Genomic DNA, 16,071 nt, shown 5'->3' on the forward strand with positions numbered 1-16,071 from the left:
GACCGGCGCCCCCAACTGCTACCGCAGTCCCACCGCGGCGGCCGACGTCGTGACCGCGCTCACCGGATTTCCCGCCGGATCCGCGGACCGCCCCGCAGGCTAGGCTGGCCGGGTTATGACTGCTGGCCCCGCCGACGCTCCCGTGCAGCGCGTCCTGCTGCTGTGCTGGCGCGATACGGGCCACCCGCAGGGCGGCGGCAGCGAGGCCTACCTGCAGCGCATCGGCAGCCAACTCGCCGCGGCCGGCATCCAGGTCACGCTGCGCACCGCGCGCTATCCGGGGGCGCCGCGCCGCGACATCGTCGACGGTGTCACCGTCAGCCGCGGTGGCGGACCGTACTCGGTGTACGTGTGGGCCGGGCTGTCGATGGTGGCCGCCAGGGTGGGGCTCGGTCCGCTGCGTCGTAGCCGGCCCGATGTGGTCATCGACACCCAGAACGGCATCCCGTTCCTGGCCCGGCTCGCCTACGGCAGCCGGTCGGTCCTGCTGGTGCACCACTGCCACCGTGAGCAGTGGCCGGTCGCCGGACGACGCACCGGCCGGTTCGGCTGGTTCGTCGAATCACGCCTGTCGCCGCGCCTGCACCGTCGCAACCAGTACGTCACGGTCTCGCTGCCCTCGGCCCGCGAACTGACCGAACTCGGCGTCACACCGGACCGGATCGCGGTGGTGCGCAACGGTCTGGACGAGGCGCCGGAGGCGACGCTGACCGCCCCGCGGTCGGCCACCCCGCGCGTCGCGGTGCTGTCCCGGTTGGTGCCGCACAAGCAGATCGAGGATGCGCTGGATGCGGTCGCCGCGCTGCGTTCCGAGGTGCCCGGCCTGCACCTGGACATCGTCGGCGGCGGCTGGTGGCGGCAGCGGCTCGTCGATCATGCTGCCGCGCTGGGCATCACCGACCACGTCACCTTCCACGGTCACATCGACGACGCGGCCAAACACGCTGTGGTGCAACGGTGCTGGGTGCATCTGATGCCTTCGCGCAAGGAGGGTTGGGGGCTGGCCGTCATCGAGGCCGCCCAGCACGGCGTGCCCACCATCGGCTACCGCGGCTCCGGCGGGCTCACCGACTCGATCGTCGACGGCGTCACCGGACTGTTGGTCGACGGGCCCGAAGACCTGGTGGACGGGCTGCGCCGGCTGCTCGCCGACCCGGTGTTGCGGGCCGAACTCGGAGCCAAGGCGCGGATCCGGTCCGGCGAGTTCTCCTGGGCGCTCAGCGCCGAGGCCATGCGCGCCGTGCTCGACGAGGTCGCCGGTGGGCGCCGCGTCAGCGGCGTCGTCTGACCGCGGCCGTCGCCCCGGCGCCGATCAGCGTGCCCAGCCACACCACGTGCGCCCCGATCAACAGTCGGCGATGATCCGCACCCGGTGCGGACCCACCGACGTCGTAGAGCGTCAGATCCGGGTCCCGGTAGGCGACAGGGAGATCCAGCGGCTCCCCGGCGCCCTCGACCACCACCCAGCCGACGCCCGCCGCGGCGAGCTCATCGGCCGACGCCCCGTCCAGCAGCAGCTGCGTGACCGCCCGCCCGCGGGCCCCTTCACCCGGGATCGTCTGCCCGCCGATCAGCAGGTCACCGCTGACCAGCACGTCGGCAGACACCCAGCGCGGCAACGGATCCAACACCGGTGCCGGACCGGCCCAGGCGAACCCCCGCATACTGTCCGGCGGTAGCACCGCCACCGGCCGTGGATCGGCCTCGATCAGCGCGGCCACCGCGGGCCAGGCCGGCGGATACTGCACCGCGCGCAGTTGCCCGCCGACTCCCCACGCCAGGTCGGGTAGCACCGCGATCAACGCGGCACCGCACACCACGGCCGCCGACCGCCCGAACCGCGCCACCCCCGCCGCGGCCAGCACGTAGCCGGGCAATGCCAGTGCCACCCACTTCTGCCCGTCGCGCAGCACCCCCAGCCCGGGCAGCCGTGCCGACACCCATTCCAGCGCCGCCTGCCCGGGGCCGGTGGCCAGCACCGCGGGCACCAGCACCGCCACCGCGGCCAGCACCAGCAGTCTGCGCGCCTGCGGTACGCGGATTGCGGTGGGCAGCCCCACCGCCACCACGGCGAGGAGAACCCCGGTGGCGACAAGGGCGAAAAGTGTTGTGCGGGAATCGGGCACCGCCTGGGCGTTCCAGATTCCGCCGAGCCCGGCCAGGCTGCCCAGCGTGCCCAGGCCCGGTTCGGCGCGGGCGGCGAACGCGTCCACGCCCGCCCCGGCGGTCGATGTCAACGACGCCGAGACCACCGTGGCCACCAACCAGGGCAGCGCGGTGGCGACCGTGGCCGCGGAGGCCATTGCGGCGCCGCGCCACGTGCGACAGCACACCAGCCCGACGACAGCGGCCAGCAGCACCCCGGTCGGGGTGAGCCCGGCCAGCGCGATCCAGAACACCAGCGCCCAGTGCCGGGCCCGCAGTGCCGTGGCGGCCACCCACGGTAGACAGCCGTAGCCCACCAGCAGACTCCAGTGCCCCTGCAGAAGCCGTTCGGCGACATAGGGATTCCAGATCGCCAGCGTCGCCGCCACCAGCTGGCCGGCGAGCCCCGTATCGGGCAGGACGTCGGCGACCAGCCGGGCCGCGCCCCACCCGGCCAGGGTGAGACCGGCCACCAGGAGCAGCTTGACTACGACGCCCCCGTCGAGCACCTGCGATGCCATCGCGATCGCGAAATCCTGTGGCAGGGCCCGTGGCGCGGCCTCGGTCAGCCCGAGCGCGGCATCGGAGAGATACGACCGTGGGGTCGAGACGGCATCGCGCAGCAACAGGTACCCCGGACCCAGCAGCGGTCCGGGGACCAACAGGGACAACGCCAGCGCATAGGCCGGCGCGATCCAGCCCGTCCGGCGGGCCGGTGCAGCGGCCAGCGTCAGACCGGTCGATCCGGCGGCAGGTCGGTGGGCCGTCGGGTCGGGATCTTCTCGGTCTGCGCCTCGGCGGCCGGCATCGGACCGGACTCGTCGTCGCGGCGTCCGAAGAACCCGCGGTCGGATCCGTCGAGACCCGGGTCTATCAGGGTGGACTCGGCGCGCAATGCGAACGATCCCAACAGCGCACCACCCACCAGCATCACCAGCCCCAGCGCGGTGAAGGTGATCGGCAGGATCCGGGTCCACAGCGCCAGGTGGTCGGCCTCGTCCCGCGCGGCGGCGACCTGCGCCTCGACCGTCTTCTCGGTGGAGGTGACGTCGAACTCGGCGAAGGTGACCTCCGGCTTGAGCGCGTCGCGGGAGTAGTAGTGGAATCCGTGATCCTCGGCCCGCACGATGGTGCCGGTGACCGGATCGACCCAGAAGGTGCGCTTCGCCGCGTAGTAGCGGGTCATGGTGATCGGATCTTCGGGGTTCTCGGCCTCCACGCCCCACAGCGAGGCGCGGGCGGTCACCTCGGAGTCCTCGTCGTTGTCGTAGAGCGAGGCGTACTTCACCGGGTCGGCCAGCTCGCCGTCGGCGTCGTAGCCGATGTTCTGGGTGAACCGGTAGGTGGTCAGTCCGTTGACATCCTCTTCGCCGTCGTAGTTGGCGTCGAACGCCTTCTGCGCGATCGGATCGAAGTACGGGTAGGTCTTCTTCTCGGTGCCGAACGGGAAGCGGTAGGACAGCCCCTCGTGCGGCAGCGCGATGTTCGTCGGCGGGGTGTCGTCCTCGATGGTGCGCGGCTTCTGCACGGCCCCGCCGGGGTTGGTGTCGCTGGACACCGCCTCGCCCGTGGTCCGGTCCAGCGTGACGGTGTCGACCATCGCCAGCAGCAGACCCTGGTCCTGCTGCTGATCGGTACGCCGCAGCGAACTACCGACCTGCAGGGTCACCACGTCGGCGTTGGCCGGTGCCTCGACGGTGAGTTGCTGCTGCAGCGCGACCGGCACGTCCTCGTTGACGACGAAACGTTCCGGCGAGGACAGCGACGCCGGGTCCAGCGCCGTGGCCGTCCCCTCGCTCATCAGATCGGCGTCCAGCGTCAGCGGGATCTTGGCGATCTTGCCGTGGGTGTAGGTGGACAGCAGCAATGCTGCGATGAGAAGGGCAGCACCCAGCCCAAGAAGTCCACATGCGGCAATGCGCAGGGCCACTGCTCGGTTCAACCCAAGCTCCCTTCGGTCACGCACGACCCTAACAGCACACCGTAAAGGCAACCCTTATGACGACGGTTATGACGACCGGACCCGCTGCCTGCACACTGGCGGCATGACTGCGCAGCCAGACGCGCCCGGTCACGGCGGTGCCGCGACCTCCGGTGGCGCCCGCAGCTTCCTGCCCGCCGTCGAGGGCATGCGGGCGTGCGCGGCCATCGGCGTCGTGATCACCCACGTCGCGTTCCAGACCGGGCACAGCGGCGGGGTCACCGGCCGGCTGCTCGGCCGCTTCGACCTCGCGGTGGCGGTGTTCTTCGCGCTGTCGGGGTTCCTACTGTGGCGCGGCCACGCCGCCGCGGCCCGCGGCCTGCGTTCCCGCCCGCCGACCGGGCACTATCTGCGCTCCCGGTTGGTGCGCATCATGCCCGGCTATCTGGTGGCCGTGATCGTCATCCTGACGCTCATGCCGGACGCGGGAGCCAACCTGACGGTGTGGCTGGCCAATCTGACGCTCACCCAGATCTATGTGCCGCTGACGCTCACCTCCGGGCTCACCCAGATGTGGAGCCTGGCGGTGGAGGTGAGCTTCTACCTGGCGCTGCCGCTGCTGGCGCTGCTGGCCCGCCGGCTGCCCGTGCGCGCCCGCATCCCGGTGATCCTGGCCGTCGCCGCCGCCAGTTTGGCCTGGGGCCTGCTGCCCTTCGATCCGCCGTACGGGGTCAACCCGCTGAACTGGCCGCCGGCCTTCTTCTCCTGGTTCGCCGCGGGCATCGTGCTGGCCGAGCTGTCGGTGAGCCCGGTCGGCCGGGTACACCGGCTGGCCCGCCGGCCGGTGCCGATGGCCGTTCTCGCGGCGGTCGCCTTCGTGGTGGCCGCCTCACCGCTGGCCGGGCCGGAGGGCCTGACACCGGGCAGCGTCGGGCAGTTCGTCGTCAAGATCACGATGGGCGCCGTCGTGGCCGGGGCGCTGCTCGCGCCGCTGGTGCTCGATGCCCCCGACACCGAGCACCGGCTGCTGGGCAGTCCGCTGATGGTCACCCTGGGCCGCTGGTCCTATGGACTGTTCATCTGGCACCTGGCGGCCCTGGCGATGGTGTTCCCGATCATGGGCTACTTCCCGTTCAACGGGCACATGCCGGTGGTGCTGGTGCTGACGCTGATCTTCGGCTTCGCCATCGCCGCGGTCAGTTACGCGCTGGTCGAGTCCCCGTGCCGGGAGGCGCTGCGCCGCTGGGAGGCGCGCCACCACCGGGCCGCCCCGCGTGACAGTGCGGTGACCGACGCTCAGTAACCCCCGCCGTGGGAGAAGATCCGGCGCGGGTTGTCCACCAGCATGGTGTGCAGCTGCTCATCGGTGACCCCGCGCTGCTTCAGTGCCGGGATCACGTCGTTGTGGATATGCAGGTAGTGCCAGTTCGGCATCACCACCGGCACCACATCCTCGGGTAGCGCGTCGAAATAGCAGGACGCGTCGTGGGAGAGCACCATCTTCTCGGCGTGGCCGCGCTCGCACATCTGCGCGACGGTGTCGACGCGCTGCTCGAACGGCAGGATCGAATCGATACCGAAGCGGTCCATGCCCAGATAGGAACCCTGCGCGATGAGTTCCTCCAGGTAGTCCAGATCGGTGCTGTCCCCGGAGTGGCCGATGACCACCCGGCTCAGGTCCACCCCCTCCTCGGCGAAGATGCGCTGTTGCTCCAGGCCGCGTCGCAGGCCGGCATGGGTGTGGGTGGAGATCGGTACACCGGTCTCGCGGTGCGCGGCGGCGACCGCACGCAGCACCCGCTCCACCCCGGGTGTGACCCCCGGTTCGTCGGTGGCGCACTTGAGGATCGCCGCGCGCACCCCGGTGTCGGCGATGCCCTCACGGATGTCGCGGACGAACATCTCGGTCATGATCTCGGGGCCGTCGAGCAGGGTGCCCGGGCCCTGGAAGTGGAACCGGAACGGGACGTCGTTGTAGGTGTACAGCCCGGTCGCGACGATGATGTTGAGGTCGGTGGCCGCCGCGACGCGCTGGATGCGGGGGATGTAGCGGCCCAGGCCGATCACGGTGAGGTCGACGACGGTGTCGACACCGCGGGATTTGAGTTCGTTGAGCCGGTCGATCGCGTCGGTGACCCGGCGCTCCTCGTCGCCCCAGGCCTCGGGGTAGTTCTGGGCGATCTCGGTCGTCATCATGAACACGTGCTCGTGCATGAGCGTCACGCCGAGGTCGGAGGTTTCGATGGCCCCGCGCGCGGTACTCAGCTTGGACACCTCGCCGATGCTAGGAGGCTTGGGTCATGACCGGGCCGGTTCGCGCGTATCGACATCTACCCGGTACCAGGGGTACCGTTTCGCCGATGGAGCTGTTGGACTCGGACACCCCGGACAGTGAGCAGATCGCCCTGCACGCACGTGCCGTGCAGTTCGACCTGACCGACGTACCCGCGCAATGCGTGTACGACGATCCCTTCGCCAGCCACCTGTACAACGGCCTGAGCCTGCTGCTGCCGGCCGGTGAGGAGTGGTTCGTCGAGTTGCTCAAAGAGGCACTGCCGCAGATCGAGGACGAGAAGCTGCGCGAGGACGTCATCGGTTTCATGGGTCAGGAGGCGATGCACGCGACCGCCCACACCGGTATCAACGACTACCTGGAACGGCACGGCATCGACCCCACCCCGGTCCTGGACCGCGCTTACTGGGTCTTCGGCAACCTGCTGGGCCCGCGGGAGGTGACCGGCGCCAAGGCACACAACTACATGGTCGAACGGCTCGCGGTGATGGCCGCCCTGGAGCACATCTTCTCCTTCCTCGGTGATTGGGTGCTCAACGCCGAGCGGCTCAACGGCCAGACCGCCGACCCGGTGATCGTCGACCTGCTGCGCTGGCACGGGGCCGAGGAGGTGGAGCACCGGATGGTCTCCCACGACGTGCTGCGTTACTTCGACCATAACTACGCGCGCCGCGCCTGGGCGCAGGTGGTGGCGGGCCCGATGTTGCTGTACTTGCTCTGGCAGGCCACCCGGTACCTGATGCGCGTCGACCCCAACCTGACGATGTCGCGGCGCCGGCGCAAGGCCGTCTGGCGCGGCTTGATCCGGTCCGGGCGCCGCGGGGTCGCACCGTCCTTCCTGCACACCAGCTGGCGTGCGCTGCAGTACTTCTCACCGCGCTATCACCCGGGCGACGTCGGCGACACCGCACAGGCGGTCGCCTACCTGGCCTCCTCGCCCGCCGCGCGGGCGGGATCGCGGTGAAACGCACCGCTCCGCCCCTGGGTTCACCGCTGGACGACCGCGCCATCAACGTCGTCGTCTCCCTGCTGGACCGGTTCTGGCTGAACCGGGTGGTCAAAGCCGATTACGCCGACGAGCGGGCCACCCGCACGCCGCACGACCCGATGACCCTCGTGCTGAGCCGACGCGAGATCGTCGCGCATGACAAAGATGTTGTGGCGCTCACGTTCTCGGCCCCAGACGGCGGCGAGCTGCCCGGCTGGCAGCCCGGCAGCCACCTCGACCTGCACCTGCCCTCGGGGCGGCGCCGGCAGTATTCGCTGTGCGGTGACCCCCAGGAGCGCAACCACTACCGCATCGCGGTACGCAAGATCCCGGCCGGCGGGGGCGGCTCACTGGAGATGCACGCCCTGCAGGTGGGGGACTCCGTCACCGTCCGCGGCCCGCGCAACGGGTTCCCGTTCATCCCCTACGAGCGGGTGCTCTACATCGCCGGCGGTATCGGTATCACCCCGATCCTGCCGATGGTGCGGGCAGCGCAACGACTGGGCACCGACTGGCATTTCGTGTACTGCGGCCGCAGCGCCGACACCATCCCGTTCCTCGATGAGATCTGGCAGTGGGATCCCGACCGCGTCACCGTGCGCCTCGACGAGGAACACGGGCTGCCGACACCGCAGGATCTGCTCGGCCGGGCCGCTCCCGGCGGCGCGGTCTACGTGTGCGGCCCGCCGCCGATGATCGAGACGGTGCGCAGCAACTTCGGCCGATTCCCGGCCACGGCACTGCATCTGGAGCGCTTCAGCGCACCGCCGGTCACCGACGGCACCGCGTTCGAGATCGAACTCGCCCGCACCGGCCAGGTGGTGGAAGTGGCCGCCGACGAGACGGTGCTCGACGCCCTGGTGCGGGTGCGGCCCGATATCGCTTACTCCTGCCGACAGGGCTTCTGCGGCACCTGCCGAATCGGGGTGCTGTCGGGGACACCTGAGCACCGGGATGCCCGGCTCACCGACGCCGAGCGGGAGAACTCGATGCTGACCTGTGTATCCCGTTCCGTCAGTGGGCGTCTCGTCCTCGACGCGTGAGCACGGTCGATGCCGCCAGCATCGCCACCGATACCAGGGCCAGCAGCTGCACGGCTGCCGAGTGGCCGATGTAACCGTCCACCGAACGCCATGGATTGCGTGACAGCGCGGCGCCGGCGATGACCAGCCCGCCGGCGGTGATACCGACGGTCGCGGCCTCGGCGCGGTGCGCGTTGCGCCCCAAAAGATGACGCAGCCCGATCGCGGCGGCCACCACCAACGCCCCGGTCACCCCACTGATCAGCCCACCGGCAACCACGGCCGCGGCACCGACCAGCAGGGGGCGCGGTGACCACGTCGGCACCGGCTGCCCGGACCCGGGCCGACGGATCGGCAGCAGCGCGAGCAGGGCGAGCACCGGCAGCAGCGCCAGCCCGCCGAACAAACCGATCCGATACGGCGTGTTGGACGGGAAGCTCAGCGTGAGCGTGCCGTCGGCGCCGGCCGGCACCACCCAGCCCTGTTGCCAGCCGTTCACCGTGACCGGTCGTAGGGCGGTGCCGTCGGCCAGGTGCGCCACCCACCCCGGGCTCACGCTCTCCGGGACAACGACCACGCGGTCCCGGTCGCTGCCGGCGACGGTGATCTCCCGGTGCGCGGCGTCCCACCGCCCGGTATCGGCCGGCGTCGTGGCGGCCGGGCGCAGTTCCTCCGCGCGCGCCGTGTTCAGCGCGATACCGTCGACCACGAACGCCTCACCCGGGCTGACCAGCACCTCCTGCTGACCGGCCGGCAGTGAGATCGGCTCGGCCTGACAGGGTTTCGCCGCGACCGGGTCGCCGTCGAGCAGCGCCCCGGCGGTGGTGCTGATCGAGGTCTGCACGAACTGTCCGGCCACGCCGATGATCGGCCCGCGCCCGCAGGCCACCTCCACCGGCCGGTCCCGGTCGGCCGGATCGGCCGCGGCGACCGGTGCGCCGGCGGCGTCCAGCACCGTCACCTCGGCCAGGCCGGGTGGTTTGAGTTGGTCGAATCCCAGTGCGGTGCGGTCGATCACGTCACGCCAATCCAGGAGTGACAGTGTGACGGTGTCGGTCAGCGTGGGCTTGAGGTCCACGGTCTGCGGACCGTCCCCGGACAGCCTGCGCACCTGCGGGCCGGCGCCCAGGTCGACCGCGACCAGGGTGGGGTGCGCCGGCACCTCGGCTCGGCTGGGGGTCAGCGTCAGCGCCGCGACCTCGGTGGGCTCGGGCAGGCGCACGGTCAGGGTGGCCGGCTTCTTCGGCGCGACAGTGTTCTGCGGCGCGGTCCAGGCGGTGCGCGGGTCACCGTCGGTGGCCGCATAGGCCGACCCCTGCACGTCGATGAGGTCGGATTCGCCCGCGGCGCGCACGGTTGCGGGATCGTGGATCAGATCGGCCAGCCGAGGACCCTGCCGGGCCCGCACCCACACCGTCGGCGTCGCGGTCGTCTCGGTGGGCACGGTCAGCGTGCGGCTCATGTTCACCGGTTCCTCCGGCGAGAGGCCCATGGTGGCGGCGCAGCGCACGGCGTCGGGGCCGTCCGCGCAACCCGGCCGGCCCAGCAGATCCGACCCCAGATCCCACTGCGCCACCTGCGATCCCGCCGGTGGGCCGGGTACGTCGAGTGTGCGGCGCAGCGGGATCTGGTGGGCGAAACCGGAGGCGTCGTACTGGGTGACGGTCAGATCGGTGATGCCGAACTGCACACCGGGGGAGCCGTCATCGGTGCCGACGGCGGTGATGCGCAACCACGGTGTCTCGCCGAACGGCAACGCCGCGGCGAGGGGCTTGCCGGGCTCGTCGAAGCGAAGTGTGGTCGTGCCGTTGACGGTCGACACCTCGATGCGGCGCACCTGCGCGCCGACGGCGGTGGCACTCGGGGTGATGGTGACCGCGGCATTGGTGACCGGGTTGTCGAAGTCGATCTGCATCCACTGACCCACGGCGGTCTGCAGGGAGCTGGATACCCAGCTGGTCGACGGGTCGGAGTCGATCGCGGCGGCCGGCCCCGCCGATGGTGAGACATCGGGCAGTGCAGTCGAATCCGCGGCCGAGCTGGATACGCGCAGGCGCCCGCCGTCCCAGCGGGCATAGAGCGGGTCGGTGCCGGCGGGATAGTCCATCACCCGGTTGAAGGTGTGCCGCAGGTCGTCGGGTGAGCGCATCGCCGAGGAGTGGTGGTCCACCCGGCCGTAGTCGGTCTCGCGCGCCACCGGGGTGTCGGTGACGGTGACCAGTGGCGTGGGCAGACCGGCGCGCTGCGCATCGGCGGTCAGCAGCATCGGACCCAACGGTTGCAGGCCGGCCAGCCGGCGCCGTTCGGCGATGCGCAGCAACGCTTCCGGGCCGCCGTCGACACGGGCCAGTGCGTCGGCGTCGGCCAGATACGGGCCGGGTCGGGCGTCGTCGACCCGGTAGATCTGCACCGCCGGGTAGCGCGGGCGCAGTCCGCTGTCGGTGACGAAACCGTCCAATGTGCCGGGCCCGACCGGGTCACCGAACTCGGCGACCCTGGTCAACCCGGGGGAGTTGTCCATCACCCGGTGCACCAGCAGCGGTCGCGCGGAACGCGAGGTGTCGGGGTCGAGGTCATTGCGCACCACGACATAGGAGATGCCTTGCTGGGCAAGGGTGTCGGCGAGCCCGGCGGACGGCCGGCCCGCGGCGAACAGGCGTTGTACCGAGTCCAGTGCGCGGATGGTCTCCGGTGGGGTCAGCGGGATCGAATCGCGCACTCCCCACGGGCTGCTGCCCAGCACCTGCAGCGGTTCGTCGTGGCTGTTCCCCCACACCTGGGTGGCGAACGGGGCACCCGGTGCCACCAGTACCCGGCCGCCGTCGGTGTTGTGTTCGTCGAGCCAGGCGGCGGTGTCGTGCCAGTGCGCCGGGATGGCCTCGAAACTGCCCGGCGGGGTCAGCCGGCCGGTCCAGGCCAGCGAGGTCGCGGCGGCCAGCGCGGTCAGCACGACGATGCCGACGGCGACCCGGCGATCGCGTTCGGGATAGGCGAATGCACCGACCCAGGTACGCCGGGACGCACTGCCGGGCAACGGTATCCGGCCCAGCAGGTGGGCCAGGCCGAGTGCGATCGGCAGACGCAGCAACGGCTCGAGCTTGTGCACGTTGCGCAGCGGGGTCCCGTCGGCGTCCAGGAACAGCTGGACCTGCGTCGCGATCGGCGACCCCAGCCCTCCGGAGTAGCCGACCGCCAGCGCCGTGATACCGACGAACAGAATGGCGATCAGTCGGCCGCGCGCGGGCATGCTGCGCATCGCCAGACCGGCCAGCCCGGCCGCGGCCACCAGGGTGGTGGCCAGCACCGCGACCGATCCGGTCACCAGCGGCGAACCCGCCGTCGCCGTCGGCGCCACATACGGTGTCCAGCTGTCGGTGCCACGCAGCATCTCGGTCAGTGACAACCAACGCGTCGTCACGCCTGAGGATTCGATGTAATCCAGGAAGGGCGGACTGATCCGGCCCAACAGCACCAACGCGACGGCCCACCAGGTGACCGCCAGTACGGTGCAGCCCAACCACCAGCCGGTGAATTTCCACCACTGCCGGTTGGGTTTGTGGGCGGCCCACCAGATGATCGCGGCCAGACAGCCGGTCAGGGTGGCGACCGCGTTGACCGCGCCCATCAGCGCGACGGCGGCCGCGGAGCGCGCCGCCAGCAGCCGGATCCGCGGGTCGCCGCGCAGCACGAGGATGACCGGCAGCAGTACCCAGGGGGCCAGCATCATCGGCAACGTCTCCGAGGAGATCGCGCCGAGGGTGGTCAGCACCCGCGGGGACAACGCGAATGCGCAGGCCGCGATGACGCGGGACGCGGTGGTGCCGATGCCCTTCCCGTCGTTCAAAGCCTCGGCGACTCGCAGAAATCCCCAGAATCCGACCGTCAGCAGCAGCGCCCACCACAGCCGCTGGGTGACCCAGCCGGGCAGGCCGAGGAGGTCTCCGGTCAGGAAGAAGGTGCCGTGCGGGAACAGGTAGCCGTAGGCCTGGTTCTGCGCCTGCCCGAACGGCAGCTCGCTGTTCCACAGATCACCGGCGCGGGACAGGAACCGCAGCGGGTTGGCGGTGAGATCGAGCTTGGTGTCCGGGGAGATCCGGCCGGGGGACTGCAGGAAGGTCAGCGCGAGGAAGGCGCTGCCGACCAGCCACAGCCAACGCCGGGAGAGACCTGAAACGGCGTGCGGCGCGCCCGGGCTAGGCCCGGTCGCCGTATTCAACGCGGTTGAGCACCGACGACGCCGGATCTCCGGACTGCACGGGGGGCTTGGTGTCCTGCTGGACCATCAGGGTCACGCCGAAGATGGCCGCTGCGCCGAGCAACAGGCCGACCACGATGCTGGCGGCAGCGGGCACGACGAACCGATCCATGCGGCCAACCTAGCACGTGAGAATGTGGGCATGACTTCACCGGAGCGGGTGTTCTGGCGGTCGCCGACCTGCACCGTGTGGGTCAGTCACGGCGCGGACGGGATTCTGCGGTTCTCCGGATATGACCGCGCTCACCTTGACGGTTACCAGTACACCATCTCGGTGCAGCCGTTCTCGTTCCCCGCGCTGCGCAGGGCCCTGGGGGTGGATGCCGGGGCCGACCTGGTCGACGCGGTGTGCGGCGCCGTCGAGCAGATCATGGCCGTCGGTGAGCGCAGCTGGCTGCAGGCCCACGGGATTCCCGCCGACCTGCAGACCTGGTGAGTCTTGCGGGCCGGTCTGCCGGACTGAAACTCAGCGGCCGGGCCCCGGCTCTGGTCCGCCCGGTTAGGGTGGGGACCCATGTCGATGTCACGCACCCTCGGTGCCCTGACCGCCCTGTCCGGACTGTTGATGGCCTGTTCACCGGCCACTGAGGTCGACACGGCCGCGTCCCCGGCACCGCAGACCAGCGCGGCCACCCCGTCCAATGCCTCACTCGACCGGCCGCTGCCGGCGGCCCCCGGGCCCGCGGTCTGCGGCGACATCGCCTCGCTGTCCACCCGCGACAAGCTGGCCCAGCTGCTCATGGTCGGCGTCAACAACGCCGCCGACGCACAGGCCGCGGTCACCGATCACAAGGTCGGCGGCATCATGATCGGCAGCTGGACGGACATGTCCATGCTCGGTGCGCCGCTGGCCCAGATCGCGGCATCGGCCACCGCCCTACCGCTCGGCGTCAGCGTCGACGAGGAGGGCGGACGGGTGTCACGGCTGGCCGGGGTGATCGGTAGCCAGCCCTCAGCCCGGGTGCTGGCCGAGACCAAGACCCCCGACGAGGTGTACGGCATCGCGCTGGAGCGCGGCCGGGCCATGCGCGGCCTGGGCATCACGGTCGACTTCGCCCCCGTCGTCGATCTGACCCAGCAGAGCGCCGCGATCGGGGACCGGTCCTTCGGTGACGACCCGGAGACGGTCACCCAGTACGCCGGCGCCTACGCGCGCGGCCTGCGCGACGCCGGGGTGCTGCCGGTGCTCAAGCACTTCCCCGGTCACGGCCGGGCCGCCGGCGACTCGCACACCGGTTCGGTGTCCACCCCGCCGCTGGCCGAACTGCAGACCAGCGATCTGGTGCCCTACCGGTCGCTGGCCAATCAACCGCACACGGCCGTGATGGTCGGGCACATGCAGGTTCCCGGCCTCACCGGTGGCGAGCAGGCCAGCCTGAGCCCCGCGGCCTACAACCTGCTGCGCGGCGAGATCGGTTTCGGCGGCGTGATCTTCACCGATGATCTGTCCAGCATGGCCGCCGTCAACCAGCAGTACGGGGTGGCCGAGGCGGTGCTCAAATCGCTACAGGCCGGCGCCGACGTCGCCCTGTGGATCACCACCGCCGAGGTGCCCGCCGTGCTGGACCGCCTGGAGCAGGCCGTCGCCTCGGGCGAACTGCCGCAGGGCAAGGTCGACGACTCGTTGCGGCGGGTCGCGGCGTCCAAGGGCCCCAATCCCAACTGCTGAGCCCGACCGGCCGTAATCTGTTCCGATGGCCGGAGGAACGAAGCGGTTGCCGCGCGCGGTGCGCGAGCAGCAGATGCTCGACGCCGCCGTGCAGATGTTCTCCATCAACGGCTATCACGAGACGTCGATGGACGCGATCGCCGCCGAGGCGCAGATCTCCAAACCGATGCTGTATCTGTACTACGGCTCCAAGGAGGATCTGTTCGGCGCCTGCCTGGACCGCGAGCTGAACCGGTTCGTCGACGAGGTGCGCGGCAAGATCGACTTCACACTGAGCCCAAAGGACATGCTGAGCAACGCCGTTGGCGCATTCCTCGGGTACATCGACGCCAACCGGGCGTCCTGGATCGTGTTGTACAGCCAGGCCACCAGTTCGCAGGCCTTCGCGCACACGGTGCGTGAGGGTCGCGAGCGCATCATCGATCTGGTCGGCCGGCTGCTGCAGTCGGGGACCCGAAACCCCGAGCCCGGCGCCGACTTCAACATGATGGCGGTGGCCCTGGTGGGCGCCGGTGAGGCCATCGCCGACCGGGTCAGCTCCGGGGACGCCGATGTGTCCGAGGCGACCGAGCTGATGATCAACCTGTTCTGGCGCGGCCTGAAGGGCAGGCCCGCCGCCGGCTGACGCCGAACCCGGACACGATGGTCCCGCCATCATCTTCGGACCCGGGGCCCGGAACGACTCAGACCGCGGTGCCCTCGATGAGGCTCAACGGAGCGGCGGTCGGCACCACCCTGGTCAACCGGAATCCCGACCGTTGGTACAGCGAGCGGAAATCCCGTTCGGTGCGCTCCCGGCCACCGGCGGACACCAGCATCTCCATGTCGATCCACTTGCCCACACATTCGCGCCGGTGGTCCGGGATCACCGCCTCCACGAGCAGCAGGGTGGCACCCGGACGGGCGGCGTCGCGGACGCGACGCAGGATGTCCAATGACTCGTCGTCGGACCAGTCGTGGATGATGTTCTTCAGCACGTAGGCGTCGCCGCCGGCGGGGACGGTGTCGAAGAAGGATCCCGGGGTGACCTGGACCCGCTCGTCGACGCCGAAGCGCCGCAACAACTCCGGCGCGCCGGCCACCACGTCGGGCAGGTCGTAGAGCACTCCGCGCGAGGCAGGGCTGGCCGCCAGTATCGCGGCCAGTAGCCGACCGTGGCCGCCGCCGACGTCGATGACGGTCCTGAACGGGGTGAAATCGTAGGCGGCCACGACCGGGCCGAGCGCGAGCTCGGACATGCTGGTCATCGCGTCGTTGAAGATCGCGCCCAACTCCGGGTTGCTGCCCATGTATTCGAACGGCGGCATGCCCCGCAGTTCGGGGATCACCGGCCGCCCCGTGCGGACCGCGTCGGCGAAATGGCTCCAGTGCTCGCGGTGTTCGGGTGACCCGACGAAGCGGGCCATCCCGGCGACCGACACCGCCGCGTCGGTGCGCAGCGCGTCGGCCAGCGGATTGAGCGCAAACCGCCCGCGGCGCACCGTGAACACCCCGACGCTGATAAGTGCCCTCATCAGCCGGGCCAGGGCGTCCGGATCGGCGCCCACCCGCCGCGCCAGGTCCTCGGCGCTCAGCGGGCCGGCCGCGAGGGCGTCGGCGATCTTCAACTCGGCCGCCACCGTGATGCCCTGCGACACCCAGGCGCCCATGATCAACTCCAGCAGCACCGCCGGCGGCGGTGCACTGCGGCGGCGCAACCGGCCGAGGCCGTCGCGGACCCGGTCGACGGCGCGGATGAGGCCGACGGGAGGTACACGGGTGCCGGACACCCCTGCAGT

At 70.7% G+C, this 16,071-nt stretch carries 13 protein-coding genes; 7 read left to right on the forward strand and 6 right to left on the reverse strand.

The annotated features are described in order from the left end of the window. The first annotated feature begins 115 nt into the window (after nt 1-115). Nucleotides 116-1,288, forward strand: coding sequence for a glycosyltransferase family 4 protein (locus tag BST17_RS05860; RefSeq protein WP_083056128.1), 1,173 nt, complete (start codon nt 116-118; stop codon nt 1,286-1,288). On the opposite strand, the gene BST17_RS05865 is transcribed toward BST17_RS05860, so the two are convergent. Beyond that, the gene (locus BST17_RS05865; protein ID WP_207573582.1) at nt 1,272-2,840 is read right to left on the reverse strand and encodes an MmpA family trehalose lipid delivery protein; all 1,569 of its coding nucleotides are present in this window, start codon (nt 2,838-2,840) and stop codon (nt 1,272-1,274) included. The genes BST17_RS05860 and BST17_RS05865 overlap by 17 nt on opposite strands. Nucleotides 2,841-2,875: 35 nt before the next feature. Further along, nucleotides 2,876-4,087, reverse strand: a complete 1,212-nt coding sequence (locus BST17_RS05870) for a cell envelope lipid trafficking protein PgfA (protein ID WP_083056130.1) — start codon at nt 4,085-4,087, stop codon at nt 2,876-2,878. Between the two features lie 103 nt (nt 4,088-4,190). Between BST17_RS05870 and BST17_RS05875 the strand changes: the two genes are divergently transcribed. Continuing rightward, on the forward strand, nt 4,191-5,369 hold the full coding sequence (locus BST17_RS05875) for an acyltransferase family protein (protein ID WP_083056132.1): 1,179 nt from the start codon (nt 4,191-4,193) through the stop codon (nt 5,367-5,369). Here the strand turns inward: BST17_RS05875 and BST17_RS05880 are convergent. Next, entirely contained in the window at nt 5,363-6,340 is a 978-nt protein-coding gene (locus BST17_RS05880; protein WP_083056134.1) for a phosphotriesterase family protein, read from the reverse strand. The genes BST17_RS05875 and BST17_RS05880 overlap by 7 nt on opposite strands. A gap of 86 nt (nt 6,341-6,426) precedes the next feature. On the opposite strand from BST17_RS05880, the gene BST17_RS05885 reads away from it, so the two are divergent. Together BST17_RS05885 and BST17_RS05890 are read left to right on the forward strand one after the other, a co-directional pair. Further along, nucleotides 6,427-7,323 carry a metal-dependent hydrolase gene (locus BST17_RS05885; protein ID WP_083056135.1) on the forward strand — a complete coding sequence of 299 codons (897 nt, stop codon included), beginning with the start codon at nt 6,427-6,429 and terminating at the stop codon, nt 7,321-7,323. Beyond that, nucleotides 7,320-8,390 carry a PDR/VanB family oxidoreductase gene (locus BST17_RS05890; protein WP_083056137.1) on the forward strand — a complete coding sequence of 357 codons (1,071 nt, stop codon included), beginning with the start codon at nt 7,320-7,322 and terminating at the stop codon, nt 8,388-8,390. The genes BST17_RS05885 and BST17_RS05890 overlap by 4 nt, the downstream gene beginning before the upstream one ends. Here BST17_RS05890 and BST17_RS05895 read toward each other — a convergent pair. Both BST17_RS05895 and BST17_RS05900 read right to left on the reverse strand, forming a co-directional pair. Then, nucleotides 8,362-12,585: an alpha-(1->3)-arabinofuranosyltransferase gene (locus BST17_RS05895; RefSeq protein WP_207573578.1), complete on the reverse strand. Its 4,224-nt coding sequence runs from the start codon at nt 12,583-12,585 to the stop codon at nt 8,362-8,364. The genes BST17_RS05890 and BST17_RS05895 overlap by 29 nt on opposite strands. Next, nucleotides 12,563-12,736, reverse strand: a complete 174-nt coding sequence (locus tag BST17_RS05900; protein WP_083056138.1) for a DUF2613 domain-containing protein — start codon at nt 12,734-12,736, stop codon at nt 12,563-12,565. Before BST17_RS05900 ends, BST17_RS05895 begins: the two co-directional genes overlap by 23 nt. Nucleotides 12,737-12,766: 30 nt before the next feature. On the opposite strand from BST17_RS05900, the gene BST17_RS05905 reads away from it, so the two are divergent. From BST17_RS05905 to BST17_RS05915, 3 genes are all read left to right on the forward strand, one after another. After that, a complete protein-coding gene (locus tag BST17_RS05905; protein WP_083056140.1) occupies nt 12,767-13,060 on the forward strand; it encodes a hypothetical protein in 294 nt (97 codons plus the stop codon). A gap of 78 nt (nt 13,061-13,138) precedes the next feature. Next, nucleotides 13,139-14,293 (forward strand): glycoside hydrolase family 3 N-terminal domain-containing protein, encoded by a 1,155-nt coding sequence (locus BST17_RS05910; protein ID WP_083056142.1) that lies wholly within the window; start codon nt 13,139-13,141, stop codon nt 14,291-14,293. A 25-nt stretch (nt 14,294-14,318) separates the two neighbouring features. Further along, nucleotides 14,319-14,918: a TetR/AcrR family transcriptional regulator gene (locus BST17_RS05915; protein ID WP_083056143.1), complete on the forward strand. Its 600-nt coding sequence runs from the start codon at nt 14,319-14,321 to the stop codon at nt 14,916-14,918. Nucleotides 14,919-14,976: 58 nt separating this feature from the next. On the opposite strand, the gene BST17_RS05920 is transcribed toward BST17_RS05915, so the two are convergent. After that, entirely contained in the window at nt 14,977-16,062 is a 1,086-nt protein-coding gene (locus BST17_RS05920) for a methyltransferase (RefSeq protein WP_083056145.1), read from the reverse strand. Nucleotides 16,063-16,071: the final 9 nt, after the last annotated feature.

The organism is Mycolicibacterium bacteremicum (assembly GCF_002086115.1).
GTDB lineage: Bacteria > Actinomycetota > Actinomycetes > Mycobacteriales > Mycobacteriaceae > Mycobacterium > Mycobacterium bacteremicum.